We start from the raw sequence: 23610 nt of genomic DNA, 5'->3' as shown, positions 1-23610 counted from the left end.
TCCGCCATGTTCACCATCACGGTCTCCCATGAATCGGCTGTGCCGCCCTACGAGCAGCTACGCCTGGGCATCATCGCGCAGGTGCGTTCCGGCGAGCTGACCGCCGGAACCAAGATCCCGACCGTCCGCGCCCTGGCCGCCCAGCTCGGCCTGGCCCCCAACACGGTGGCGCGGGCCTACCGCGAACTCGAGGTCGACGGCGTGGTCGAAACCCGTGGCCGACAGGGCTCGTTCATCGCGTCCTCCGGTGACCCGACCCGTGACGTCGCAGGCCGCGCGGCCACCGCGTACGTCGCGACGGTGCGCAGGCTGGGCGTGGACGACGCCACCGCCCTGCGCTACGTGCAAGCGGCGCTGGAGGCTTGACGCACGGCGCGGACGCGGATCCGCGCCATCACACCTGCTCGACCCTGAGCATGCGCCGTTCGCGGCCCGGCACCGCCTCCAAGCGCGGTGTCCATGACGAAGAAGCGAGCATCGCCCCCCCACCGGCAACGGCGAAACCGAGGTAGTGCGATCACCGCCTAACGCGCCACACCACCCCAGCTCCCGGTTTCGAGCGAAGCGAGACCGAGCATGCGCCGTTCGCGGCCCGGCTCGCGTCCGAGCGGCCGCCGCGTCCGCGACGAAGTCGCCAGCGGCGGTCGCTCGGACGCGAGCCACAAGGGGGCCGCGAACACCCAGCGCCGCAGGCGCTGGAGAAACCAACACAGCCGCGAACACCCAGCGCCGCAGGCGCTGGAGAAACCAACACAGCCGCGAACACGCAGCGCCGCAGGCGCTGCCAAAAATCACCGCCAGCTGGGCAGCCAGAGGTGGTCGTGCCAGTTGCTCGGGGTGATCGGCAGGGCGGTGAGGATCGGCCATAGCCAGATGAAGTTGGCGATCACCAAGCCCAGGTAGAGACAGACCGCGAGCAGTCCGAGGCTGCGCCGTTCGTTCGGCGGGGCGGGGAGGTAGGTCCCGGCGGGGCTGCGCGGGATGGTGCTCGGGCGCGCCGGGCCCAGTACGTCGCCGAGCGCCAGCGCCACGCCCATCACCAGGAACGGGGCCATCGGGACGGCATAGAAGTAGTACATCTGCCGGTCGAGGGTGGCGAACCAGGGCAGCAGCGCGGCGCCGTAGCCGACCAGTACCGTGCCGTAGCGCCAGTCGCGGCGCACCACGGCGCGCCACAGCATCCAGACCAGTAGCGGACCCGCGATCCACCAGATGGCGGGCGTCCCGATCAGCATCACGGCCTTCACGCACTGGGTCTGGCCGCAGCCGGTGACGCCGCCGTCGGCGTAGTAGTACAGCATCGGGCGCAGGCCCATGGGCCAAGTCCAGGGCTTGGATTCCCAGGGGTGGTGGTTGCCCGCCGAATTGGTCAGCTCCGTGTGGAATTCCAGCGACCTGGCGTTGAAGTACCACAGCGAGCGCAGCGCGCCCGGCACTACATGCGACCAGAATCCGCCGGTGCCGATCGGGTCGGTCGGCGCCGACGGATTGCCCGGCATGTACCGGTACACGCCGGTCTCGCTGGCGAACCAGGCCCAGTAGCTCGCCAGATAGACGCCGAGGGGGACGAGCACCAGCGCGTACAGCGCGGGACCGACATCGCGCAGGGCCACGCCGAGCCAGGGGCGGCGCACACCGTAGGTCCGCCGCGCCGAGAGGTCGAAGTAGACGCTCATCAGGCCGAACGCGGCGATGAAATAGACGCCGGACCATTTGGTTCCGCAGGCCAGGCCGAGCAGCACGCCCGCGCCGAAGCGCCACCAGCGCACCCCGAGGCGCGGCCCCCAATTCGTCACGCCGATCCGGCCCTGCGCGTCCACCCGCGCGAACCGGGCGCGGATCTCGTCACGGTCGACGATCAGGCAGCCGAACGCGGCGGTGACGAACAGCGCCATGAAGATGTCGAGCATGCCGATGCGGGAGGAGACGAAGGTGAGCCCGTCGGCGATCAGCAGGATGCCCGCGATCGCGCCGATCAGGGTGGAGCGCGCCAGCCTCCGCACGATCCGGATCACCAGCAGCACCAGCACCGTTCCGGCGACCGCCGCGGTGAAGCGCCAGCCCCAGCCGTTGTAGCCGAACATCGCCTCGCCGATCGCGATGAACTGCTTGCCGACCGGCGGATGCACCACCAGTCCGTAGCCGGGGTTGTCCTCCACCCCGCCGCCGGTGAGCATCTGCCAGGCCTGCGGGGCGTAGTGCTTCTCGTCGAACACCGGAGTGCCCGCGTCGGTCGGGTAGTTGAGCATCGTGAAGCGCGTCACCGCCGCGATCGCGGTGAGGAACGCCGTCACCAGCCAGCCGCGCAGTCGGTCGGTGGGGCCGAAGTCGGGCGTCGGCCGCAGCGGTCCCGGACTCGACCAGGAGGGCGCGGTTCCGAACCGTGCGGTCGCGCGCTGGTCGGTCACCTGGGTCACGCACCGATCGTATGCTGTGCCGCCGCTGCGGGTATTCAGGCCGTACGCGTCGGGTGGTTGCACGAGTCGCGTTGAGGTCCTGTGTCGGGTGGCGCTCGAGTTATGGGCGTACCCGGTGAGTTACCCATGTCCGTGCGAGATCAGCTGTCGCCTCGGGTGTAGACCCCGAGACAATCCCACCCGGCCCACGAGACCCGCCCGTAGTCGTCGCCGACACCGGAATACGCTACGAACCGACGCAGGACCGGAACGCGAACCCTTCGGCTCCCGACTTGTACGGCCTGAATACCCTGAACATCCGGAGAGGCGGAACAGCGACAGTGACGACGGGCAGGCTGGTGCTCGCGGCGACCCCGATGGGCGACATCGGAGACGCCTCGCAGCGCTTGCGCGATGGGCTGGCCACCGCCGACGTGGTGGCCGCCGAGGACACGCGGCGCACCAGGTCGCTGGCCAAGGCGCTCGGCGTCGAGATCTCCGGCCGGGTGGTCAGCTTCTACGACCACGTCGAGACCGCGCGGATCCCGATGCTGCTCGACGAGATCGCCGAGGGCCGCACGGTGCTGCTGGTGACCGACGCGGGCATGCCGTCGGTGAGCGATCCCGGCTACCGCATGGTGGCGGCGTGCGTCGAGCGCGACCTTCCGGTGACCTGTCTGCCCGGCCCCTCGGCGGTGACCACGGCGCTCGCGCTGTCGGCCCTGCCGGTGGAACGGTTCTGCTTCGACGGATTCTCGCCGCGCAAATCCGGCCAGCGCCGGGAATGGTTGCGCACCTTGGCCACCGAGTCACGCGCCTGCGTGTTCTTCGAGGCGCCACACCGGCTCGCCGACTGCCTGGCCGACGCGGTCGAGGTCCTCGGCCCGGACCGTCGCGCCGCCGTCTGCCGGGAATTGACCAAGACCTATGAGGAAGTGGTTCGCGGCACCCTGGCCGAACTGGCCGCATGGGCCGTCGAGGGCGCGCGGGGCGAGATCACGGTGGTGCTGGCGGGCGCCCAGCCCGCCGCCGCCGATCCCGCGGACCTGGTCGACGCCGTCGAATCGCTGACCGCCGCGGGCGCTCGCCTGAAGGACGCCTGCGCCGAGGTCGCCGCCGCCCACGCCGTTTCCCGCCGCGAACTCTACGACGCGGTTCTCACCGCGCGCCGCACCTCGTAGCGATCCACTTCCCCGGGCCCGTGCGGTCCGGCTCCGCCGTGGGTGGTCGACCCGAGGTGGTGCGGCGGGCATGATCATCGGTATGACTTCTCTGGAGAGCAAGGCCACGACGTTTCTCGGATTGCACGTGCCGGGGAATCCGGGCGTTTTCCCGACGGTGTGGGATGCCTGGTCCGCGAAAGTCGCCGTGGCGGCGGGCTTTTCGGCCCTGACGGTCGGCAGTCATCCGCTGGCCGACTCGATCGGCCGCGCGGACGGGGAGCAGATGACGTTCGACGAGTCGATGACCCGGGTGCGGCAGATCACGGCGGCGGTGGACGTTCCGGTGTCGGTCGATATCGAGTCGGGCTATGGGCAGGAGCCCACGCGGCTGGTGGACGGGCTGCTGGAAGCGGGCGCGATCGGGCTGAACATCGAGGACACCGTGCACAGCGAGGGCAGGCGCCTGCGCGCGGCGCAGGAGCACGCCGACCTCGTGCACGGTCTGCGCAAGGCCGCCGACGCCGCGGGCGTGCACGTGGTGATCAACGCGCGCACCGACCTGTTCCTGCGCCGGGACGGCGCCGACGCCGACCGTCTCGATCGCGCTATCGAGCGACTGAAGCTGGCCGCCGAGGCGGGCGCTGACGTGCTGTTCCCGGTGGGCCGCCACGCCGAGGCCGACATGCGCCGCCTGACCGGCGAACTGCCGCTGCCGATCAGCGCCACCGTGGCGCCGGATCAGGCCGACAAGGCGGCTCTCGCCGATCAGGGCGTCGCGCGGATCACCTTCGGCCCCTTCCTGCAGGCCGTGCTGACCAAGGAGATCGAGACCCTGCTCGGCCGCTGGAAGTGAGACCCGCGGCCGGTGCCGCACCGGACCACCCGGTGGGGCGCCGGCCCCCACGGCGGAAAGGCCTCTCGGCAGTGGCGGCCGGAATGTTCTCGCGGCGTTCAGGAGGGAACCGATAGCCCTAGGGCGGTCATGACGAACTGGACGAAAAGCGGCGCCATATCCGGCACCCGCGCGGGTCCGTCGGAGATGATGACCCGCCGCGTCCGCTCGCCGATCGCGTCCGGGATCAGGGCGATCAGCCCGTCGGAGACCTCCGGCAGCGTCGGGTCCGCCGCGCGAGCCTGGTCGTAGAAGATCCGATACAGCTGGGCGAAGCGGTCGACGGCGAGGTCGCGGTAGCCGACGGCGGCCTGGTTCACCTTGAACGACTCCACCAGAACCAGCCGGGCGAAATCCGGCTCGGTGGCGACGGTCCGGCAGAAGGTGACCACGATGGACTCGATTTTCGCGTAGGCGTCGGCGTCCGACGGCAGCTGGGCGAGTTCGTCCGCGATCCGGGTCGCCATGATGTCGACACCGGTGTGCACCGCCTCGGCGAAACACTCCTCCTTGTTGGCGAAATGGTCGTAGAAGGTGGTGCGCGAAACCCGCGCGCGGCCGACGATGTCGGTGAGCGTGGTCGCCGGATAGCCCTTGCTGTCCACCGACTCCACCATCGCCTCGACCAGCCTGCCGCGCTGCGACGTGAGCACGGCTTCGCGTGCCGCCCGATGCCGCTCGGCGAAACCCGACCGCTGAGCGGATGCCGTCGCATGCTGCTGGCCCATGTGTGCCCTCTCTGTGCCGGAACCGATCCCGAACGGCAGCGTCGTCGTACCGATCGCACACGGTCCGGGCGTCGCAGGGCCGCGAACCGGTGTTTCATTATCCGACAACACATTCCATGACGGAAAGGCAGGTACGGCCCACCCCTGGGTAGCCGGGGGGCGAGACGGCGAAAGCATTGCGCGCCTTATGGTTCCGGCCCGCCGCGCGGCGGGCCGGACGGGTCATTCCTTCGGCTCGATGTACTTGGGGAACACCGGTTCCGGCGCGGGCAACGCCAGGCCGGGCTCGATCGGTGTCGCGATATCGGCGAAAGTCCTGCGCTGCTGCCCCAGTTGATCGAGGATGCGGCTCGCCGACCCCGGCAGCACCGGCTGCACCAGGATCGCGACGATGCGCAGTACCTCCAGCGTCACGTACAGCACGGTCGCCTCGCGGGCGAGATCCTCCGGCGTGCCGGACTTCGCCAGCGCCCACGGCGCCTGCGCGGAGAAGTACCGGTTCGTCTCGCCCAGCGTCAGCCAGATCGCTTCGAGCGCCAGATGCATCTGCTGCGCGTCGAATTCGGCGCGGCAGCGCTCCAGCAGGCCGCCCGCCAGATCGAGCAGGGCGCGGTCGTCGTCGGTGAACACGCCTGGCGTCGGCACCGCGCCGCCGCAGTCCCGCGCGACCAGCTTGGTGCTGCGCTGCACCAGGTTGCCGAACTCGTTGGCCAGGTCGCTGTTGATCCGGCTCACGATGGCATCGTGGCTGTAGCTGCCGTCCTGGCCGTAGGAGATCTCGCGCAGCAGGAAGAAGCGCACCGCGTCCAAGCCGTAGTTCTCGACCAGTTCCAGTGGGTCGACCACGTTGCCGACCGACTTGGACATCTTCTCGCCCTTGTGGTACAGGAACCCGTGCACGAACACGCGTTTCGGCAGCTCCACGCCGGCCGACAGCAGGAACGCGGGCCAGTACACCGTGTGGAACCGCGTGATGTCCTTGCCGATGATGTGCACGTCGGCGGGCCAGAACTTGCCGAACGCCGCGGACTCGGTGTCCGGGAAGCCGACGCCGGTGATGTAGTTGGTCAGCGCGTCCACCCACACGTACATGACGTGGTCGGGATGGTCGGGCACCGGGACACCCCAGTCGAAGGTGGTGCGCGAGATGGACAGGTCCTTCAGGCCCGCCTTCACGTAGCTGACGATCTCGTTGCGCCGGGTGGCGGGCGCGATGAACTCCGGATGCTCCTCGTAGAGCGCCAGCAGCCTGTCCTGGTAGGCCGACAGCCGGAAGAAGTAGTTCGACTCCTCGGTCCAGGTGACCGGCGTCCTGGTCTCGGTGGAGACGCGGGTGCCGTCCTCCAGCACCGTGGTCTCCTCGTCGGTGTAGAACGCCTCGTCCCGCACCGAGTACCAGCCCGAGTAGTTGCCCAGGTAGATGTCGCCGCTGGCCAGCATCCGCTCCCAGATGGCGGCGCAGGCGGCGTGGTGGTCCTCGTCGGTCGTGCGGATGAACCGGTCGAAGGAGACTTCGAGCGTCTTGTCCAGCGCCTCGAACACATCGGAGTTGCGGGCCGCGAGCTCTTCCACCGGGATGCCCTCGGCGGCCGCGGCCTGCTGCATCTTCTGGCCGTGCTCGTCGGTGCCGGTCATGAAGAACACGTCGTAGCCGTCGAGGCGCTTGAATCGGGCGATGGCGTCGGCCGAGATGTACTCGTACGCATGCCCGATGTGCGGCGCGCCGTTCGGATAGGCGATGGCCGTGGTGATGTAGAAGGCGGGGCGGTCAGCTTCGCTCATGGTGTGTCTACTGTAATGCGCGTGCATTCTTTCGCTCGCGTGAATATGCCCGTCGCCGATTCGCGGGGCGTGCGGTCCGCGCCGCGTGGTGGCCGCCGATGAGCGCCGGACGTCCCGCGCCGGAGTTGCCCGAGCCGCTGTCGCCGATCCTGGACGCGCACACCCACCTGGACGCCTGCGGCGCGACCGACGCGGCGTCCACCGCGGCGATCGTGGACCGCGCCGCTTCGGTCGGGGTCGGCCGGGTGGTCACCGTCGCCGACGACCTGGCCGCCGCTCGGTGGGCGGTGCGGGCCGCGCACTGGGACGATCGCGTGTTCGCCGCCGTCGCGTTGCACCCGACCAGGGCGAACGCGCTCGATGACGACGCGAAGGCCGAGCTGGAGCGCCTGGCCGACGACCCGCGGGTGGTCGCCGTCGGCGAGACCGGTCTGGATTACTACTGGCCGGGCAAGCTGGAGGGCTGCGCGGACATCGAGACGCAGATCGAGGGGTTTCGCTGGCACATCGACCTGGCCAAGCGCATCCGCAAGCCGCTCATGATCCACAACCGCGAGGCCGATCACGACTTGCTGACGGTGCTGCTGGACGAGGGCCCGCCGGACAACGTTATCTTCCACTGCTTCTCCTCGGACACGAACATGGCGCTGTCGTGTGTGGCCGAGGGTTACGTGCTGAGTTTCTCCGGCACCGTGAGCTTCAAGAACGCGCACGAGCTGCGGGAAGCGGCCAAGGTCGTGCCCGACGATCAGATCCTGGTCGAGACCGACGCGCCGTATCTGACCCCGCACCCGTTCCGCGGCGCGCCGAACGAGCCGTACTGCCTGCCGTACACGGTGCGCGCGCTGGCCGAATTGCGCGGGCAGGATCCGGTGGAGCTGGCGAAGATCACCACGGCCAACGCGCGGCGGGTCTACCGCATCTGAGCGGAGCGTCCACCAGGGCCGCATATCCGAGGGCGTGACGAATGCCCGCAAGGGGACTGGATATGCGCGATGTGTTCTATGTCACTTCGGCGCTTCCGTTTCGTGATTTACCTGCGGGGTCGATATCTGATCGTGATATTGAAAAGGTGCTGTTCCGCAGCTTGTGGTTGTCGGCCCCGTTCCCCCTCGTTATCGTACTGTGACCATGTCCCCCTTCACGCGGATCAACCAGTCGCGTTCGCCGCTGCTGTACATCGCGGTCGCCGCGCTGCTGCTGACGCTGATCGTCGGCGCCGGGCTCGCGATCGTGAACCGCAAGACGGTGGCCGTCGTCGTGGACGGCGAGAAGCTGTTCCAGACGACCATGTCGCGTGACGTGCGCGGCGTCCTGAAGGCCGCGGGCTTCGCCGTGACCGACCGGGACAAGGTGGCGCCCGCCCTGGCCGCGCACATCGCCGACGGCGCGACCATCACGCTCAACCGCGCCCGCGAAGTCGATCTGTCCGTCGACGGGATGACGCAGAAGGTGTGGACCACCGGCGTGACCGCGGGAGAGGCGCTCGAGCAACTGAAGATCCCGAAAGAGGTCTACGTCTCGCCCGCCCGCGACGAGCGGCTCCCGCTGCAGGGCGCCACGCTGCTGATCGCGACACCGCGCATGGTCTCGCTGGTCGACGGCATCGGCAATCCGGTGGACGTGCGCGCCGCCGCCCCCACCGTCGGCAAATTCCTCGAGGTGTCCGGCATCCCGCTGGTCGAGCAGGACACCGTCGAGCCCGCCGCGTCCACGCCGCTGACGAACGGTCTGCGCGTCACGGTGACGCGTAAGCGGGTCGAACAGCACACCGAGACGTTGCCGCTGGATCCGCCGGAGAACGTCATCGAAGACCCGGCCATGAACATGAGCCGCACGGTGGTGGAATCGCCCGGCGCGCCCGGCGTGCAGAACGTCACGTTCGCGGTCACCATGGTCAACGGCCAGGAAGTGGACCGTCGGGCCGTCAATTCCACGGTGACCGTGGCGGCGCAGCCGAAGACCGTCCGCAAGGGCGCCAAGCCGGGCACCGAGGTGCCGCCCGTACGCGACGGCGCGATCTGGGACGCGCTGGCCCGGTGTGAGTCCACCGGCAACTGGTCGATCAACACCGGCAACGGTTACTACGGCGGCGTGCAGTTCGACCAGGGCACCTGGGAGCGCCAAGGCGGCCTGCGGTACGCGCCGCGCGCCGATCTGGCCACCAGGGAAGAGCAGATCGCCATCGCCGAGATCACCCGGCAGCGGCAGGGCTGGGGCGCCTGGCCCGCGTGCACCGGCCGGCTCGGCATCAGCTGACGCTCACCGGACCCCGAGGGTCGCCGCGGCGCGGTTGATAGATTCTCGAGGTGTCCGAACCTGAAATCTCCGCTCGTGGGAGCGCGGCCCTGCTCGGGCCCGCCGAGGTGCGGGTACTGGCCGAGCGATTCGGAGTGCGGCCGACCAAGCAGCTCGGCCAGAACTTCGTGCACGACGCGAACACCGTGCGCCGGATCGTCGCGGCCGCCGGGGTGGGGCGCGGGGACGTGGTGCTGGAGGTCGGGCCCGGTCTCGGTTCGCTGACCCTCGCGCTGCTGGACGTGGTGGACTCGGTGGTCGCGGTCGAGATCGATCCCGTGCTGGCGGGGCACCTTCCGGCAACCGTGGCCGACCGTGCGCCGGAGCTGGCGCGGCGTCTGTCGGTGGTCGAGGCGGACGCGATGCGGGTCACCGCCGCGGACCTGCCCGCCGAGCCCACCGCGCTGGTGGCCAATCTCCCGTACAACGTGGCCGTGCCGGTGCTGCTGCATCTGCTCGCCGAATTGCCCGGCATCGCGGTCGCTTTGGTGATGGTGCAGGCCGAGGTGGCCGATCGGCTCGCCGCCGAGCCGGGCAACCGGACCTACGGCGTCCCCAGTGTGAAGGCGGGCTTCTTCGGCACGGTCCGGCGCGCGGGCGCGGTCGGCACCCAGGTGTTCTGGCCGGTGCCACGGGTCGAGTCGGGTCTGGTCCGGATCGATCGCTTCGACCAGCCGCCGTGGCCGATGGACGCCGGGCACCGCCGCCGCGTCTTCGAGGTCGTCGACGCCGCCTTCGCGCAGCGCCGCAAGACCCTTCGCGCGGCGCTCGCCGGCTGGGCCGGGTCACCCGCCGAAGCGGAGCGCCGCCTGCTCGCCGCGGGCATCGCCCCCACCGCGCGCGGCGAAACGCTCAACACCGCCGCCTTCGTCCGTTTGGCGGCCCAGGCGTAGCACTGCCCATAGGGCAGCGGCTCCGCGCACCGGCATCGGCCGGTGCGCGGAGCCGCGCGGGTGTGCGAAGACCGGATCAGACGGCGACTTCGTAACCGGCTTCGTCGACGGCGGCGACGATGTCGGCCTCGGCGATCGGCGCGGTGCTGTCGACCCGGACCGCGCCGCTGGCGAGGTCGACGTCGACGCTCGTCACACCGTCGATCTTGCCGATCTCGGTCTTGACGGAGCTGACGCAGTGCCCGCAGGTCATCCCCGTGACGGTGTAGGTGGTGGTGGGCATGTCCGACTCCTTCGCATCCAGATTCTCATACGATCCGGGGGTATCCCGACGGTTGAAACATACCCCCTAAGGGTATCTGCGTGCAAGGGTCGCGAGGCAGTGACGGCGGTGCGGCTCACACGCCGTCGGCCAGTTCCAGCCAGCGCTCTTCGGCCGTCTCCTTCTCGGCGAGCACCTGCTTGAGTTCCGCGCCCAGGGTGACCAGCTTGTCCGGGTCGGTGGCCGCGTCGGCCAGCGCGGTGTGCAAGCGCTGCTCGCGCTCGGACAGCTTGTCGATGGCGCGTTCCAAGCGGGTCAGCTCCTTGCGGGCCGCGCGGTAGGTCGCGGCGTCGGTGGCGGGGGCGTCGGCGGGCTTGGCCTCCGGAGCCGCGGCGCGCGTGCGGTTCGCGGCGAGGGTCGCGCGCTTGGCGAGGTACTCCTCGATGCCGCCGGGCAGGTTCGTGAGCCTGCCGTCGCCGAACAGCGCCCAGGTCGAGTCGCAGATCCGCTCGATGAGGTACCGGTCGTGACTGATCACGACCAGCGTGCCCGCCCAATTGTCGAGCAGGTCCTCCAGCTGCTGCAGGGTGTCGATGTCCAGGTCGTTGGTCGGCTCGTCGAGTAGCAGCACGTTCGGCTCGGACATGAGGATGCGGGTGAGTTGCAGGCGCCGACGCTCGCCGCCGGACAGGTCGCCGACCGGCGTGCGCTGGCGGGCGGGCGTGAAGCCGAGCCGCTCGGCCAGCTGGCCCGCCGAGACCTCCTTGTCGCCCAGCATGATTCGCTGGGCGACCTGCTGCACCGCCTCCAGCACGCGCAGATGGGTCGGCAGGTCGTCGAGTTCCTGGCGCAGCCAGCCGATCTGCACGGTCTGGCCTTGGACGCGCTTGCCCGCGGCGAGGGTCGAGCCGTCCGGGCCGGTGTCTCCGGCCAGCGCGCGCAGCAGCGTCGTCTTGCCCGAGCCGTTGACGCCCACCAGGCCGACGCGCTCGCCCGGCGCCAGCCGCCAGGTCAGGTCCCGCACCAGTTCCCGGCCGTCCGGGGTGGTGAGCGTGGCGTCCTCCAGTTCGACGACCACGCGGCCGAGGCGCTTGCGCGCGAAGGCGGCCAGCGAGACGCTGTCGCGCGGCGGTGGCACGTCGGCGATCAGGGCTTCGGCGGCTTCGACCCGGTAGCGCGGCTTGGAGGTGCGCGCCTGCGGGCCGCGCCGCAGCCAGGCCAGTTCCTTGCGGGCCAGGTTGCGTCGCCTGGCTTCGCTCGCGTCCGCCTGACGGGCGCGCTCGGCGCGGGCGAAGATCCAGTCGCCGTAACCGCCCTCGTAGCTTTCGACCTTGCCGCCGACCACTTCCCAGGTGTTGGTGGCGACGGTGTCCAGGAACCAGCGATCGTGCGTCACCACGACCAGGGCGCTGCGGCGGCCGAGCAGGTGCTCGGCCAGCCACTGCACGCCCTCCACGTCCAGGTGGTTGGTCGGCTCGTCCAGCACCAGCAGGTCGAGTTCGCGCACCAGCGCGGCGGCGAGCGCGACCCGGCGGCGTTCGCCGCCGGAGAGGTTGTCCACCAGGGTGTCCATGCCCAGATCCGCGATGCCGATACCGTCCATCACCGAGCGGATCCGCGGGTCGGCGGCCCATTCGTGCTCGGCGACCTCGTCGGTCATGGCGTCGTCGGCCAGGCCCGCCAGCACCACCGAACCGACCGTCGCGCCCGGGGGCAGGACACCGCGCTGGGTCACCACGGCCATGCGCAGGCCGCCGAGCCTGCTGACCCGGCCGCTGTCCGGTTCCTCGATGCCGGTGAGCACCTCGAGCAGGGTGGTCTTGCCGCCGCCGTTGAGGCCGACGACACCGATCCGCTCGCCCGCGTGCACGCCGAGCGAGACGTTGTCCAGCAGCGGCTTGATCCCGAAGCTCTTGTGGACCTGTTCGAGGTTGATCAGGTTGGACATGGATCCTTCCGTGTCTTGCGCGGGCGGCCCGATGATCGCCCCGAGTCAGCGTACCGACCGGGGCAGGGCGGCCGTCGGCCCGGCGAACGGCGGGCAGGCTTGCGGGACGAACGTTGTTCGTTTAGATTCGCATCGAACGAACACTGTTCGTTCACTGAAACCGAATCGGCGCTCCCCAGAAGTACAGCCGCAGAGTGGGTCGCCCGCCTCGTATCGAGGTGTCGGCGGGCGGCCACCGTTCCCATTCGCTTGTCCTCTGGAGGATTCCCATGCACGTCGGCCTCGGCCTGCCCATTTCCGATCCCGCCGCCCTGCTCGCCTGGGCCCGGCGCGCCGACGCGGGCCCGTTCCGCACACTCGGCCTGCTGGACCGGCTGGTCTACGACAATCCCGAACCGCTGATCGCGCTGGCCACGCTCGCCGGTGCGACCACTCGCGTCAAGCTCCAGACCGAAGTGCTGCTCGCCCCACTGCGCGACCCGGTGCTGCTCACCAAGCAGGTCGCCACGCTGGACCGCATGTCCGGCGGCCGTCTGGTGCTCGGCCTCGGCGTCGGCGGCCGCGCCGACGACCATCTCGCCTCGGGCACCGACCCGCGGACTCGGGGCCGCCGCCTCGACGAGCAGATCGCGCTCATGCGCCGCCTGTGGTCCGGGGAGCCCTTCAGCGACGAGTGCGGGCCGATCGGCCCCGCGCCGCTGCGACCGGAAGGACCGGAAATCCTGTTCGGCGGTTTCCAGCCCGCCGCACTCGAGCGCGTCGGCCGGTGCGGTGGAGGGTTCCTCGCCGCCGCACCGCCCTCCTGGGCGGGCGGGCTTTTCGACACCGTGCGCCGTTCCTGGACGGACAATGGCCGGCCGGGTGCGCCGAGAATCGTCGCCCAGGTCAACGTGGCGCTCGGCCCCGACGAGGTGATCGAGGACGCCCGCGCATCGATGGGCGCCTACTACGCGTTCAGCGGCTACACCGAAGGCATTCTCGCCGGAATGCTCAGCACGCCCGCGCAGATCCGCGCGACCGTGGCCGAATTCGATGATCTCGGCGCGGACGAGGTCATGTTCTACTGCTACGGACGCGATGCCGATCAAATCGACCGGCTCGCCGACGTGCTTTTCTGAGCAACGCTGTAGACCGGGTGCGCGGGTTCGATGTCCGAGCGGTGAGCGGACCGCCATCGCCGGCGGAGGGCCCGCGCCCCGATAGGCGCGGGAACCGTGAACGGATTCGCGCGTCCGCGCCGACCGAGCCGCATGTCGCCGCCGCGATGCGCTCGACCCGGCGGCGCTCGCCGCGGCGTGATTGATACCGCGGCGGACTGTGCTCCCGCTGGACCGCGCCCCTGCTCGACCAGCGCGGTGCTGTCGTCACCCGCAAGCCGGCGCGCTGGTCCGCGGCGGTCAGTGCTTCCCGGACGGTTCGCCGCTGAGGATGCGCGCACCCGGCACGGGCCCACTGGCCGTCCGCACGCTGCGGCACACGCCCGCGCCCGCGAGTTCGGCGGCCACCGAGATGGCCGATTCCTCGCTCTCACAGAGGAACGCGCAGGTGGGCCCGGAGCCGGAGACCAGCCCGGCCAGCGCGCCCGCGGTCACGCCCGCCCGCAGCGTGCGGCGCAGCTCCGGCTTCAGCGACACCGCCGCCGCCTGGAGATCGTTGCCGAGCAGTGGCGCGAGCTGCCCCGGGTCCCCGGAGGCCAGCGCCTGCATCAGCCGCTGCGGCTCGCCGAGCCGAGGCGGGTCGCCGTGCTCGCGCAACCGGTCGAGTTCGGCGAACACCGCGGGCGTGGACAGGCCGCCCTTGGCGAAGGCGAGCACCCAGTGAAAGGTATTGCGCGACAGCACCGGCAACAGGCGCTCACCGCGACCGGTGCCGAGCGCGGTGCCGCCGTGCAGCGCGAACGGCACGTCACTGCCGAGTTCGGCCGCAACCGCGCCGAGTTCCTCCCTGGACAAGCCCAGGTCCCACAGCTCGTTCAGCCCGACCAGCGCGGCGGCGGCGTCGGCGCTGCCGCCCGCCATGCCCCCGGCCACCGGAATACCTTTGGCGATGGCGATTTCCACCAGGGGAGCGCGGCCGCCCAGGTGGGCGAGCCGGACGGCCGCCTTCCATACCAGGTTCGTCCGGTCGGTCGGCACTTCCGCGGCGCCCTCTCCGGTGACCCGCACGGCCAGCGACCCCGACGGGGAGATCTCCAGATCGTCGCTCAGGGACAGTGCTTGGAACACCGTGGTCAGGTCGTGGTAGCCGTCGGCACGCAGGTCGCCCACTCCGAGATGGAGGTTCACCTTCGACGGCGCCCGCACGGTCACGGGACTCGGCACTACTGACAGCACGGTGCACAAGCCTAATGGGAGTCGCCGGGCGACGCCGGTCCGTAGCCGGCGCCGAAGAGGAGCGGGCGCAGCGGAGCGCTCCCGGCGCGTCAGAGCAGCCCGCCGCCGGTGGCGTCGATCCACTGCCCGGTCACCCACCGCGACTCGTCGGAGGCGAGGAACCCGACGACGTCGGCCACGTCCGCGGGCTGCCCCACGCGGTTGAGCGGTGACATCGCCGCCACCGCCGCCTGTGTCTCGGCGTTGCGCAGCCAGCCGACGTTCATATCGGTGTCGATGATGCCCGGCGCAACAGCGTTCACGGTGATGCCGCGCGCGCCGACCTCCTTGGCGAGCACGGTGGTGAAACTGTCGATCGCGGCTTTGGTCATGGTGTAGGCGATCAGCTGCGGCATGTACGCGCCGTGGGTCAGTCCGGTGGAGATGTTGACGATCCGCCCACCGGTGCGCAGCCGGTCCAGGCCGAGGCGGGTGACGAAGAAGGGCGCTTTGGCGTTGATCGCGAAGACGCGGTCGAACGCCGCTTCGTCGGTCCCGGCGATCGGCTCCCGGATGCCGTCGGTGCCCGCGTTGTTCACCAGGATGTCCAGTCCGTCGGCATGCGCGTCGAAAGCCGCCCACAGCGCCTCGGCGTCACCGGGCACGCCCAGTTCGGCGCGGATTGCGAATGCCGCGCCGCCCGCTGCCTCGATCGCGGCGACGGTGGCCTTCGCCGCGTGTTCGTCGGCGTTGTAGTGGACCGCGACGCGCGCGCCGTCGTGCCCCAGCCGTTCGGCTATCGCCCGGCCGATGCCCCGGCTGCTTCCGGTCACCAATGCCGTCTTGCCCGTCAGTGCGCCCATCGCGGGCCCCTTTCTCTAGCGGTCACTACAGAAAGGAAATTAGCACATTATCTAGTGAGCGCTATAAAATTGCGCCATGAGCACCCGCGGACGGCCCCGATCCTTCGACCGGGGTGCGGCGCTGGACCAGGCCATGCGGCTGTTCTGGGAGCGCGGCTACGAGGCCACGTCGATCGGTGACCTGACCGCGGCGATGGGTATCGGCGCGCCCAGTCTGTACGCGGCGTTCGGGGACAAGAAGACGTTGTTCGCCGAGGTCGTCGCGAATTTCGGCGGGCGCTACGGCGGATTCGTCGCGCGGGCGCTCGCCGAGGAGCGCACCGCCGACGCGGCCGTGCGGCGCATCCTGCGCGAGGCGGCGACGGAGTACACCCGGCCGGATTGCCCGCACGGCTGCCTGGTGAACAGCGCGGCCGTCAACACCACCAGCGCCGAGATCGCCGATCTACTGCGCGACATGCGCAACCGGAACATCGACGCGTTCGCCGCACGCATCCAGGCCGACATCGACGCGGAGGCCCTGCCGCGCCATCTGGACGCGCGCACACTGGCCCGCTATGTCGGCACGGTGATGCAGGGAATGTCCCAGGCGGCGCGGGACGGCGCGAGCCGGGCCGAATTGGAGCAGGTGGCCGAACTCGCGCTGCGCGGCTGGGGAACCTAGTGCCCCGAGGCCCGTCCGTCCTGCACTACCACCGGCAGGCAGGTGCGCACGAAGTCCGCCCCGAAGTCGGTGAGCACCACGCTGCGGTAGATCACCTTGGTGCCGAAGCCCGACCGCTTCAGCATCTCCCGCACCGGCGACTGCGCCTCCAGCAGTTGGTACCGGTTCGGATTGCCGACCGGCTCGCGCGCGTGCTCGACCAGGCCGAGCCTGCGCAGGTTGGTCAGGTACTGCTGGATCCGGTTCGGGAAGCGCAGGCCGGCGTGCTCGCCGATCAGCGTGAGCATCGAGCCCAGGCGTTCGGAGCCGAGTGCGCGCGGGCGCCCGGTGCGGATGTCGATCGAGGGCTGCGGCCCGTCCAGATGCAGGAAACGCAGGATGCGCGCCTCGTCCGGGGTCAGCTCGGCGATCATGCCCGCGAAGGCCGGGTGATTGTCGTCCTCGCCGTGCGGGTTGGCCGACAATCGCAGCAGCGCGGCGCCCTGTTCACGCAGCGTCGGCACGGCGTCCTGCGCGGTCGGTTCCGCCGCGACCGGGAGGCCCAGCGCTTTGCGCATCGCGTCGCGGACCTCGGACTCGGCCTCGGCCAACACCTCTCGCGGTGGCGCTCCCTCGATGCTGCGCCGCACGACGGTCGAGGTGACGCCGACCGCGGTGCCGACACCCCAGGAGGTCACCCCGGTGACGGCGGTCCACGCGACCCGGGCGACGCCCGTCGCGGCGCGCACGGTGGCCACGGGAACCGTTACCCGTCTGGATAATTCGTCGGTGCGAGCGATGTCCGAAGCCGGCCGCCGGGCGATCTCCTGCGATGGCTCGGCATTCGCCGCCGCCGCGTCGAGGTGCTCGACGGCCTCGATATCGCCGCCGTCCGGACCCGCTACAGCCATGATGTCGCCACTCCCGTTCCGAAGATCAGGATATGAGCGTATCCGGCGAACAGCCCCAACACGCCGCCATGGACGAAAAGGAGCCATTCGTCCTGCTTGATGGCCGCGCGGAGCATGTCGACGAAGTCCGGCGGCGACAACATCGCCATCTGCCTGGCGATGTATTCGTTGATCTGCCTGCCCTGGCGGACGTTGAACTCCGGGTCGGCGAACGCGATCGGCGCGATGGCCATGGCTTCGCTGGTGAACGTGGATTGCAACGAGTCGTATTCGCGGCTGCCGAGCATGAACTTGACGGCGGGACGCGCCGGGCCGAGCGCGCGGTCGGCGGCGGGGCGCAGCGTGTCCTCCAGCATCTGCATGGTGCGATCCGAGCGCGGGCCGTTGAGCAACTCGTCGCCGATATTCGCCACGGTGATCACCTGGCTGGAAACCAATTCCGCGTAGCCGTCGGTGATTTCGGACTTACGTTTGATCAGCAGGCCCTGCCGCCACGGAACCCACCACTTCGGATAGGCGGGCGCGAAGATCATATTGATGCCGATCCAGTTGACCACCCAGCCGATGATCACGCCACCGAGCGGCAGTACGACCAGGCTGGGCCATCCGGTCAGATGCAGGGCGGCGACCAGCACCACGCCCATCGGCGCGCCGAAGTAGAAACCGAAGTTCTGCATGAATCGCAGTTCCTTCGCGCCGAGCACCTGGAACAGCGTGTTGAGCAGATGCGGCCGGGCCTGGAAGTAGCGGATCACCATCTGCTTCACATCGAGCAGCTGATCGATATTCGCGCCCAATTCCTCGGTCAGCTCGCGCAGGATCTCCGGCAGTTGCTGGCGCACCCGGTCGTGCACCATGTCGCGCACCTGGGCGGGCAGGTTGTACCAGAGTTGGGGATGCTCGCGGCGCAGGATGTCCTCGACGATGTCCTTGATCTGCGCGTCGGCGATGCTCGCCAGGTGCTCGGCCAGCTTGTCCGGCTCCAGTTCCCGGTAGAAGTCGGAGACGCTGCCCAGTTTGGCCAGGCCCTTGTCGACCGCGATGCTGGCCATCTTGTCCGCACGGGAGGGGACGATGCCCTGCCAGCCGAAGCGGCCGTCGTAGCTCAGCAGGGGAAGAACTTGAATTCGCTTGGGAAGGAACGGATACACCGCGCGCAGACCGGGAACTCGGAAGCCGTGGAAGGCGACCGGCTTGAACAGCATGAGCACGCCGGTCCAGTTGGTGATGTAGCCGATCACGCCGGTGAAAAGGGGTATGGTCACGAGCTCGAGGAGGATCGTGGGGTGGATTCCGAATACGCTCTCTAACACGACACCCTCCTGCCGATACACCGGTGATCGCCGCCTCACCGGCACCCAAAACTAGCACCCCCTCGGCAAAGAAACCTTATTGTGCGCCGCGTGCCGGTCGGACTGTCCGAGTCAGGTGGTGCGAATGACCCGCGACACAAGGGGAAGTAATCTGTGGAGCGGATTCGTTCCCCCGGCGATATCGGAGAAAACGTGGCAGACGACAGGACCGGACAGGACGTGGCCAGGCCAGGTCCCCGCGCCGTCGAGCGCAGTTCGGATGTCGAACAGCGGCAGATCAGCAACGAGGCCCGGCTGATCCGCGGCGTGTTCCGAGCGGCAGGCGTGGCCGCGGGTACCGTCGTGCGCGGGAGCCAGTGGGCGGTCGGCACGACCTACGAGGTCACCAGGGAGATCACCCAGGCCGCCCTGGACGGGGAGTCCTCGGCCGAGATCGCCGAGCGGACCGGAAACGCGTTGCGCTCCATCGCCCGCAGCGCGCTCGGCGTCACCGAGGGCTCGGTCCGGGAGATCGTCAGCTACGTCCCGACCTCCAACGGCCCCACTTCGCAGCAGGCGCTGCCGGTGAACTCCTACTTCCGCTCGGCCAGCAGCGAGGAACTGCGCCGCCGCGGTGACGCGCTGCTGGCCAGGTCCGCCGACGTCTACTTCACCGAGGACGTGCACCCGGCCTACGACCGCATCCTCGACGAGCTCGCGCCCGACGAGGCGCGCATCCTGCGCTTCATGGCGCTCAACGGCCCGCAGCCGTCGGTCGACGTGCGCACCAACCGCCCGCTCGGGATCGGCTCGGAACTGGTGCAGGGCGATCTCACCTCGGTGCCAGAGCAGGCCGGAGTGCGCTACCCGGACCGCGCGCGCTCCTACCTGATCAACCTCAACCGCCTCGGGTTGACCCTGACCTCGGACGATCCGGTGGTGCTGAGCCGGTACATGGTGCTCGAGGTGCAGCCCGTGGTGGAGGCGGCGCTGAAGAAAGCGGGCCGGGCGCCGAAGATCGTGCGCAAGAGTCTCCGGCTGACCGAGTTCGGCGAGGACTTCTGCCGCACCTGCTTCACGATCGGGTCCTGACGCCCGAGTTGATCTTCGACGGATTGTTTCCCTACGCCGTGATAGCAATCTGATACAACTCTCCCAATCCGGCCTCCGGGATGGGATTGTTGAGGGTATGGATCAGCGAACCGGCGGGCAGGGGCGCGGCGACCCAGGTTTGGGCATCGCTGGGCAAGTGCGTAGTGACCGGGGTACGGGCTCCGGTGGTCAGCAGCGCGACGACCCGGAATTCTCCCCGGGCCGGCAAGGGCGCGGCGGGGTGGACATCGATTCCGGCGGACCGGAGCAGGGTGAGCGGGACGTCGATCCGGGCGGTTCGGGGCCGGGTCGCGGCCAGCGGGCGACGACCACCGGTGAGCGGGATCAGGGTGACCGGCGCGCCGGTGGCGGTCGGCTGCGCTTCGACGCGGGACCGATCGACTTCGGCCAGGTGCGCGGCGATCCGCGACCGGGTGTCGGCCAAGAGCGCGAGGTGGACGACATCGCGGCGATCTCCCGGCTGAAGTACCGCTATCTGCGCACCCTTGACACCAAATCATGGGATGAGTTCGCGGACACCATGATCCCCGAGGCGACCGCGACCTACAGCGAATATCTCCAGTTCGAATCGCGCGAGGCGTTCATCGCGTTCATGCGCAACACGCTCGGGCCGCACGTGATCACCGAGCACCGCTGCGATCATCCCGAGATCGATGTGGACGGCGACACGGCCGACGGCACCTGGTACCTCGCCGACACGGTCCTCATTCCGGGCCACAACATGCTGCTGCGCGGCGCGGCCTTCTACACCGACCGCTACGTCCGCTGCGACGACGGCCGCTGGCGGATCTCGCACACCGGCTACGAACGCACCTACGAAGTGGTGCTCTCGCTCAGCGACCTGCCCAGCCTGCGCCTGACCTCCAGCCGCTGGGGCCTGATCGCCAAAGAAGACGGCATCTCCTCGGTCGAGCGCGACCCGGGCACTCCGCCGATGCGGACGGAGTCCGAGGCCGGCTGACTCAGTCGGCGGTGGCGACCAGGGGCTCCAAGGTGAGCGCCGGGTGCTCCTTCTCGATGTATTGCAGCCGCCATTTGTCGCTGAACAGCGCGAGCAGCGCACCGTCTGAGCGGGTGAACACCTCCACGCCGCGCTGGCGCCCGAGCTCCTCCGCCGACGCGGCATCGGTGCGCCGGGCCAGCGTGTAGCCGAGGTGCTCCATGGTGGTCTCGACGTTGAACTCCGTCAGCATGCGCGCGGTCACCACCTCGAACTGCATCGGGCCGACGGCCGCCAGGACGGGGGAGGCGTCGCCACGGATGTCGTTGCGCAGCACCTGCACCACGCCCTCGGAGTCGAGCTGGTCGACGGCCTTGCGGAACTGCTTGTACTTGCCCGCGGACCGCGCCCGCAGCACGGCGAAATGCTCCGGCGCGAACGACGGGATCGGCGGGAATTCCACCTTCTTGTCCACGAACAGCGTGTGGCCCGGCGCCAGAGCCGTCGCGTTGACCAGGCCGACGACGTCACCCGGGTAGGCGGTGTCGACGGTGGCGCGTTCGCGGCCGAACACGGTCAGCGCGTACTTCGTGGCGAACGGCCGCCCGGTCTGCGCGTGGGTGACCACCATGCCGCGTTCGAACTCGCCGGACACGATCCGCATGAAGGCCAGGCGGTCCCGGTGCGCGGCGTCCATACCGGCCTGCACCTTGAACACCACCGCGCTGAACGGCTCGCCGGTCTCCCTCGGCTTGCCGTCGACGTCACGCCGCGAGCCCGGCGGCGGCGCGAGCGCGACCAGCGTCTCCAGCAGTTGCCGCACGCCGAAGTTCAGCATCGCGGAGGCGTAGATGACCGGTGAGGTCTGCCCGGCGAGGAACAGTTCCTGATCGTGGTCCTGACCGGTGGCCGAGAGCAGCTCGCTCTCCTCCGCGGCGGTGTTCCACGGCTCGCCTTCGCGCGCCTCGGCGGCCTCGGGCGTGAGCGACTCCTCCGGCGCGATGGTCGCGCCGCCCGCGGTGCGGGTGAAGTGGATGTATTCCAGCGGGGCGCCGTCCGGGCCGCGGCGCAGGAGGCCGCGGAAGTCTCCCGCGATGCCGACCGGCAGGAACAGCGGGGTGGGGGTGAGGCCGATCCGCTCATCGATCTCGTCGAGCAGTTCCAGCGGCGCCCGGCCCGGCCGGTCCCACTTGTTGATCACGGTGATCACCGGGATGCCGCGGTGCCTGCACACCTGGAACAGCTTCAGGGTCTGCGGCTCGAGGCCCTTGGCGGCATCGATCAGCATCACCGCGGCGTCGACGGCGGTGAGCACCCGGTAGGTGTCCTCGGAGAAATCGGAGTGCCCGGGGGTGTCGACCAGGTTGATCACATTGTCGACGTCGGAGCCCGCGGCGCGGTAGTTGAACTGCAGCGCGGTGGAGCTGACCGAGATGCCGCGCGCCTTCTCCATCTCCATCCAGTCCGAGACCGTGGACTTGCGCCCGGCCTTGCCGTGGATCGCGCCCGCCTCGGAGATCATCCTGGCGTGCAGGGCGAGCGCCTCGGTGAGCGTGGACTTGCCCGCGTCGGGGTGGGAGATCACCGCGAACGTGCGCCGGCGGGCTACCTCGGCGGGTAACCCGCGGGGTGCGGGCGCGACAACACCCTCAGGGGAGGCGCTCAACGCAAGACAACCTTTCGCAGACGACCGATCGGCAACCCCGCCAGCGTACGCGACGCGCCCGAGCGCGAGCCGAACCGCGGGTGACCACCCGATTCAAAGAGCGCTCGTGCGCTGGGGTATGGTGTTCGGGTTGTCTCGGCGAGGGTGACCGCAGACCAAGTTTGCGACACCGTGATCGACGCGGCGCGGCTTCCGGCCGTCCTCGTTCGGTCTTCGCCCCGACGAGTAGACCACCCCGTCAGGTGTGCGGAACCCCTGACGTGTAATTGCCAGCCCGGAAGAGCCGTAGGAGTAGATCCAGTCATGTCCGACGTCAACCTTCTCGAAGCATCCGTACGCACCGAGTTCGGCAAGGGCGCAGCCCGCCGCACCCGTCGTTCGGGCAACGTCCCGGCCGTGCTGTACGGCCACCAGTCCGACCCGCAGCACCTGTCGGTCAACGCCCAGGCCTTCGCCGCCATCCTGCGCGAGCACGGCACCAACGCGGTGCTGAACCTCGTCATCGACGGCAAGAAGCAGCTGGCGCTGACCAAGTCCGTTGTGGTGCACCCGATCCGCCGCTACATCGAGCACGCCGACCTGCTGATCATCAAGCGCGGCGAGAAGGTCGTCGCCGATGTGAACGTGACCGTCACCGGCGACGCCGCCCCCGGCACCCTGGTCACCCAGGAGGCCACCACCGTCTCCATCGAGGCCGACGCCATGAAGCTGCCCGAGGCCATCGAGGTCTCCGTCGAGGGCATCGAGGCGGGCACCCAGATCACCGCGGGCGCGCTCGAGCTGCCCGCCGGTGTCACCTTGGCCGCCGATGCCGAGACCCTGATCGTCAACGTCATCGCCGCCCCGGCCGCCGAGCCCACCGAGGGAGAGGCCGAGGCCGAGGGCGAGAGCGCTGAGTAGCACCGAATCGTCCGCCGGGCCCGCGCTCGTCGTCGGACTGGGTAACCCCGGTCCCGAGTACGAGCGCACCCGGCACAATGTCGGTTTCCTGGTCGCCGACGTGCTCGCCGAGCGCGTCGGCGGCCGTTTCGGTGTGCACAAGAAATCCGGCGCCGACCTGTTGCAGGCGCGGCTGGACGGACGCCAGGTGCTGATCGCCAAGCCGCGATCGTTCATGAACGTGTCCGGCAGGCCGGTGGCCGCGCTGGCGAAATTCTTCTCGGTGCCGCCGACCGAGGTGATCGTCGTGCACGACGAACTCGACCTGCCCTTCGGCGCGATCCGGCTCAAGCGCGGTGGCGGTGAGGGCGGGCACAACGGCCTTCGCTCGGTCTCCAGCGCTCTGACCACCAAGGACTATCTGCGTACCCGCATCGGCATCGGCCGTCCGCCGGGTCGCCAGGACCCGGCCGACTACGTGCTGAAACCGTTCTCCGCGCCGGAGCGCAAAGAGGTGCCGGTGATCGTCGAGCAGGCCGCCGACGCGGTGGAGCTGCTGCTGCGCGTCGGGCTGGAGACCGCGCAGAACCAATTGCACTGAGCCGCACCCGCACTCGGCGCCGGGACGG

General features: G+C 69.7%; 23 protein-coding genes. 12 read left to right on the top strand and 11 right to left on the bottom strand.

Annotated elements, in window-relative coordinates; all coding sequences use genetic code 11:
* Positions 1-6: 6 nt before the first annotated feature.
* Positions 7-366 (top strand): GntR family transcriptional regulator, encoded by a 360-nt coding sequence (locus IU450_RS27555; RefSeq protein ID WP_195152639.1) that lies wholly within the window; start codon positions 7-9, stop codon positions 364-366.
* Between the two features lie 425 nt (positions 367-791).
* On the opposite strand, the gene IU450_RS27550 is transcribed toward IU450_RS27555, so the two are convergent.
* Positions 792-2417, bottom strand: coding sequence for a phospholipid carrier-dependent glycosyltransferase (locus IU450_RS27550; RefSeq protein ID WP_195152638.1), 1626 nt, complete (start codon positions 2415-2417; stop codon positions 792-794).
* 320 nt (positions 2418-2737) lie between these two features.
* Between IU450_RS27550 and rsmI the strand changes: the two genes are divergently transcribed.
* Entirely contained in the window at positions 2738-3577 is an 840-nt protein-coding gene (gene rsmI / locus IU450_RS27545) for a 16S rRNA (cytidine(1402)-2'-O)-methyltransferase (RefSeq protein WP_324197849.1), read from the top strand.
* 82 nt (positions 3578-3659) lie between these two features.
* Entirely contained in the window at positions 3660-4412 is a 753-nt protein-coding gene (locus IU450_RS27540; protein WP_195152637.1) for an isocitrate lyase/PEP mutase family protein, read from the top strand.
* Positions 4413-4510: 98 nt separating this feature from the next.
* Here IU450_RS27540 and IU450_RS27535 read toward each other — a convergent pair whose 3' ends face one another.
* Together IU450_RS27535 and metG are read right to left on the bottom strand one after the other, a co-directional pair.
* The gene (locus IU450_RS27535; RefSeq protein WP_195152636.1) at positions 4511-5179 is read right to left on the bottom strand and encodes a TetR/AcrR family transcriptional regulator; all 669 of its coding nucleotides are present in this window, start codon (positions 5177-5179) and stop codon (positions 4511-4513) included.
* A 222-nt stretch (positions 5180-5401) separates the two neighbouring features.
* Positions 5402-6988, bottom strand: coding sequence for a methionine--tRNA ligase (gene metG / locus IU450_RS27530; protein WP_267470617.1), 1587 nt, complete (start codon positions 6986-6988; stop codon positions 5402-5404).
* Positions 6989-7059: 71 nt separating this feature from the next.
* Here metG and IU450_RS27525 point away from each other — a divergent pair, with 71 nt between their 5' ends.
* The 3 genes from IU450_RS27525 (at position 7060) to rsmA (ending at position 10152) form a co-directional block, all read left to right on the top strand.
* Entirely contained in the window at positions 7060-7887 is an 828-nt protein-coding gene (locus tag IU450_RS27525; protein ID WP_195152634.1) for a TatD family hydrolase, read from the top strand.
* A gap of 205 nt (positions 7888-8092) precedes the next feature.
* Entirely contained in the window at positions 8093-9220 is a 1128-nt protein-coding gene (locus tag IU450_RS27520) for a transglycosylase family protein (RefSeq protein WP_228835178.1), read from the top strand.
* Between the two features lie 50 nt (positions 9221-9270).
* The gene (gene rsmA / locus IU450_RS27515) at positions 9271-10152 is read left to right on the top strand and encodes a 16S rRNA (adenine(1518)-N(6)/adenine(1519)-N(6))-dimethyltransferase RsmA (RefSeq protein ID WP_195152633.1); all 882 of its coding nucleotides are present in this window, start codon (positions 9271-9273) and stop codon (positions 10150-10152) included.
* Positions 10153-10228: 76 nt separating this feature from the next.
* On the opposite strand, the gene IU450_RS27510 is transcribed toward rsmA, so the two are convergent.
* The gene (locus IU450_RS27510) at positions 10229-10435 is read right to left on the bottom strand and encodes a heavy-metal-associated domain-containing protein (protein ID WP_043697887.1); all 207 of its coding nucleotides are present in this window, start codon (positions 10433-10435) and stop codon (positions 10229-10231) included.
* A 115-nt stretch (positions 10436-10550) separates the two neighbouring features.
* Complete coding sequence (locus IU450_RS27505) at positions 10551-12362, bottom strand: ABC-F family ATP-binding cassette domain-containing protein (RefSeq protein WP_195152632.1); 1812 nt, start codon at positions 12360-12362, stop codon at positions 10551-10553.
* Positions 12363-12631: 269 nt separating this feature from the next.
* Between IU450_RS27505 and IU450_RS27500 the strand changes: the two genes are divergently transcribed.
* The gene (locus IU450_RS27500; protein WP_195152631.1) at positions 12632-13480 is read left to right on the top strand and encodes an LLM class flavin-dependent oxidoreductase; all 849 of its coding nucleotides are present in this window, start codon (positions 12632-12634) and stop codon (positions 13478-13480) included.
* 279 nt (positions 13481-13759) lie between these two features.
* On the opposite strand, the gene IU450_RS27495 is transcribed toward IU450_RS27500, so the two are convergent.
* Complete coding sequence (locus IU450_RS27495; RefSeq protein ID WP_195152630.1) at positions 13760-14695, bottom strand: 4-(cytidine 5'-diphospho)-2-C-methyl-D-erythritol kinase; 936 nt, start codon at positions 14693-14695, stop codon at positions 13760-13762.
* Positions 14696-14784: 89 nt separating this feature from the next.
* A complete protein-coding gene (locus IU450_RS27490) occupies positions 14785-15537 on the bottom strand; it encodes an SDR family oxidoreductase (RefSeq protein ID WP_195152629.1) in 753 nt (250 codons plus the stop codon).
* A 76-nt stretch (positions 15538-15613) separates the two neighbouring features.
* Here IU450_RS27490 and IU450_RS27485 point away from each other — a divergent pair, with 76 nt between their 5' ends.
* Positions 15614-16201 carry a TetR/AcrR family transcriptional regulator gene (locus IU450_RS27485; protein ID WP_195152628.1) on the top strand — a complete coding sequence of 196 codons (588 nt, stop codon included), beginning with the start codon at positions 15614-15616 and terminating at the stop codon, positions 16199-16201.
* On the opposite strand, the gene IU450_RS27480 is transcribed toward IU450_RS27485, so the two are convergent.
* Positions 16198-17091: an Abi-alpha family protein gene (locus tag IU450_RS27480; RefSeq protein ID WP_195152627.1), complete on the bottom strand. Its 894-nt coding sequence runs from the start codon at positions 17089-17091 to the stop codon at positions 16198-16200. The two genes, IU450_RS27485 and IU450_RS27480, sit on opposite strands and share 4 nt — an antisense overlap.
* Positions 17082-18356, bottom strand: coding sequence for a hypothetical protein (locus tag IU450_RS27475; protein WP_416382909.1), 1275 nt, complete (start codon positions 18354-18356; stop codon positions 17082-17084). Before IU450_RS27475 ends, IU450_RS27480 begins: the two co-directional genes overlap by 10 nt.
* Positions 18357-18596: 240 nt before the next feature.
* On the opposite strand from IU450_RS27475, the gene IU450_RS40095 reads away from it, so the two are divergent.
* A complete protein-coding gene (locus tag IU450_RS40095) occupies positions 18597-19475 on the top strand; it encodes an Abi-alpha family protein (protein ID WP_324197848.1) in 879 nt (292 codons plus the stop codon).
* Positions 19476-19506: 31 nt separating this feature from the next.
* Here IU450_RS40095 and IU450_RS27465 read toward each other — a convergent pair whose 3' ends face one another.
* Positions 19507-19920, bottom strand: coding sequence for a hypothetical protein (locus IU450_RS27465; protein WP_195152625.1), 414 nt, complete (start codon positions 19918-19920; stop codon positions 19507-19509).
* A 9-nt stretch (positions 19921-19929) separates the two neighbouring features.
* Here IU450_RS27465 and IU450_RS27460 point away from each other — a divergent pair, with 9 nt between their 5' ends.
* The gene (locus IU450_RS27460) at positions 19930-20457 is read left to right on the top strand and encodes a nuclear transport factor 2 family protein (RefSeq protein ID WP_195152624.1); all 528 of its coding nucleotides are present in this window, start codon (positions 19930-19932) and stop codon (positions 20455-20457) included.
* Position 20458: 1 nt separating this feature from the next.
* Here IU450_RS27460 and IU450_RS27455 read toward each other — a convergent pair whose 3' ends face one another.
* Positions 20459-22102, bottom strand: coding sequence for a peptide chain release factor 3 (locus tag IU450_RS27455; RefSeq protein WP_195152623.1), 1644 nt, complete (start codon positions 22100-22102; stop codon positions 20459-20461).
* A gap of 303 nt (positions 22103-22405) precedes the next feature.
* Here IU450_RS27455 and IU450_RS27450 point away from each other — a divergent pair, with 303 nt between their 5' ends.
* Positions 22406-23002: a 50S ribosomal protein L25/general stress protein Ctc gene (locus IU450_RS27450; protein WP_195152622.1), complete on the top strand. Its 597-nt coding sequence runs from the start codon at positions 22406-22408 to the stop codon at positions 23000-23002.
* Positions 22995-23582, top strand: coding sequence for an aminoacyl-tRNA hydrolase (pth, locus tag IU450_RS27445; protein WP_043697814.1), 588 nt, complete (start codon positions 22995-22997; stop codon positions 23580-23582). The genes IU450_RS27450 and pth overlap by 8 nt, the downstream gene beginning before the upstream one ends.
* The last annotated feature ends 28 nt before the right edge of the window (positions 23583-23610 follow it).

Source organism: Nocardia abscessus, assembly GCF_015477775.1.
Lineage (GTDB): Bacteria > Actinomycetota > Actinomycetes > Mycobacteriales > Mycobacteriaceae > Nocardia > Nocardia abscessus_A.
The sequence above is the reverse complement of the archived record's forward strand: the minus strand, read 5'-3'. Positions and strand labels throughout refer to the sequence as shown.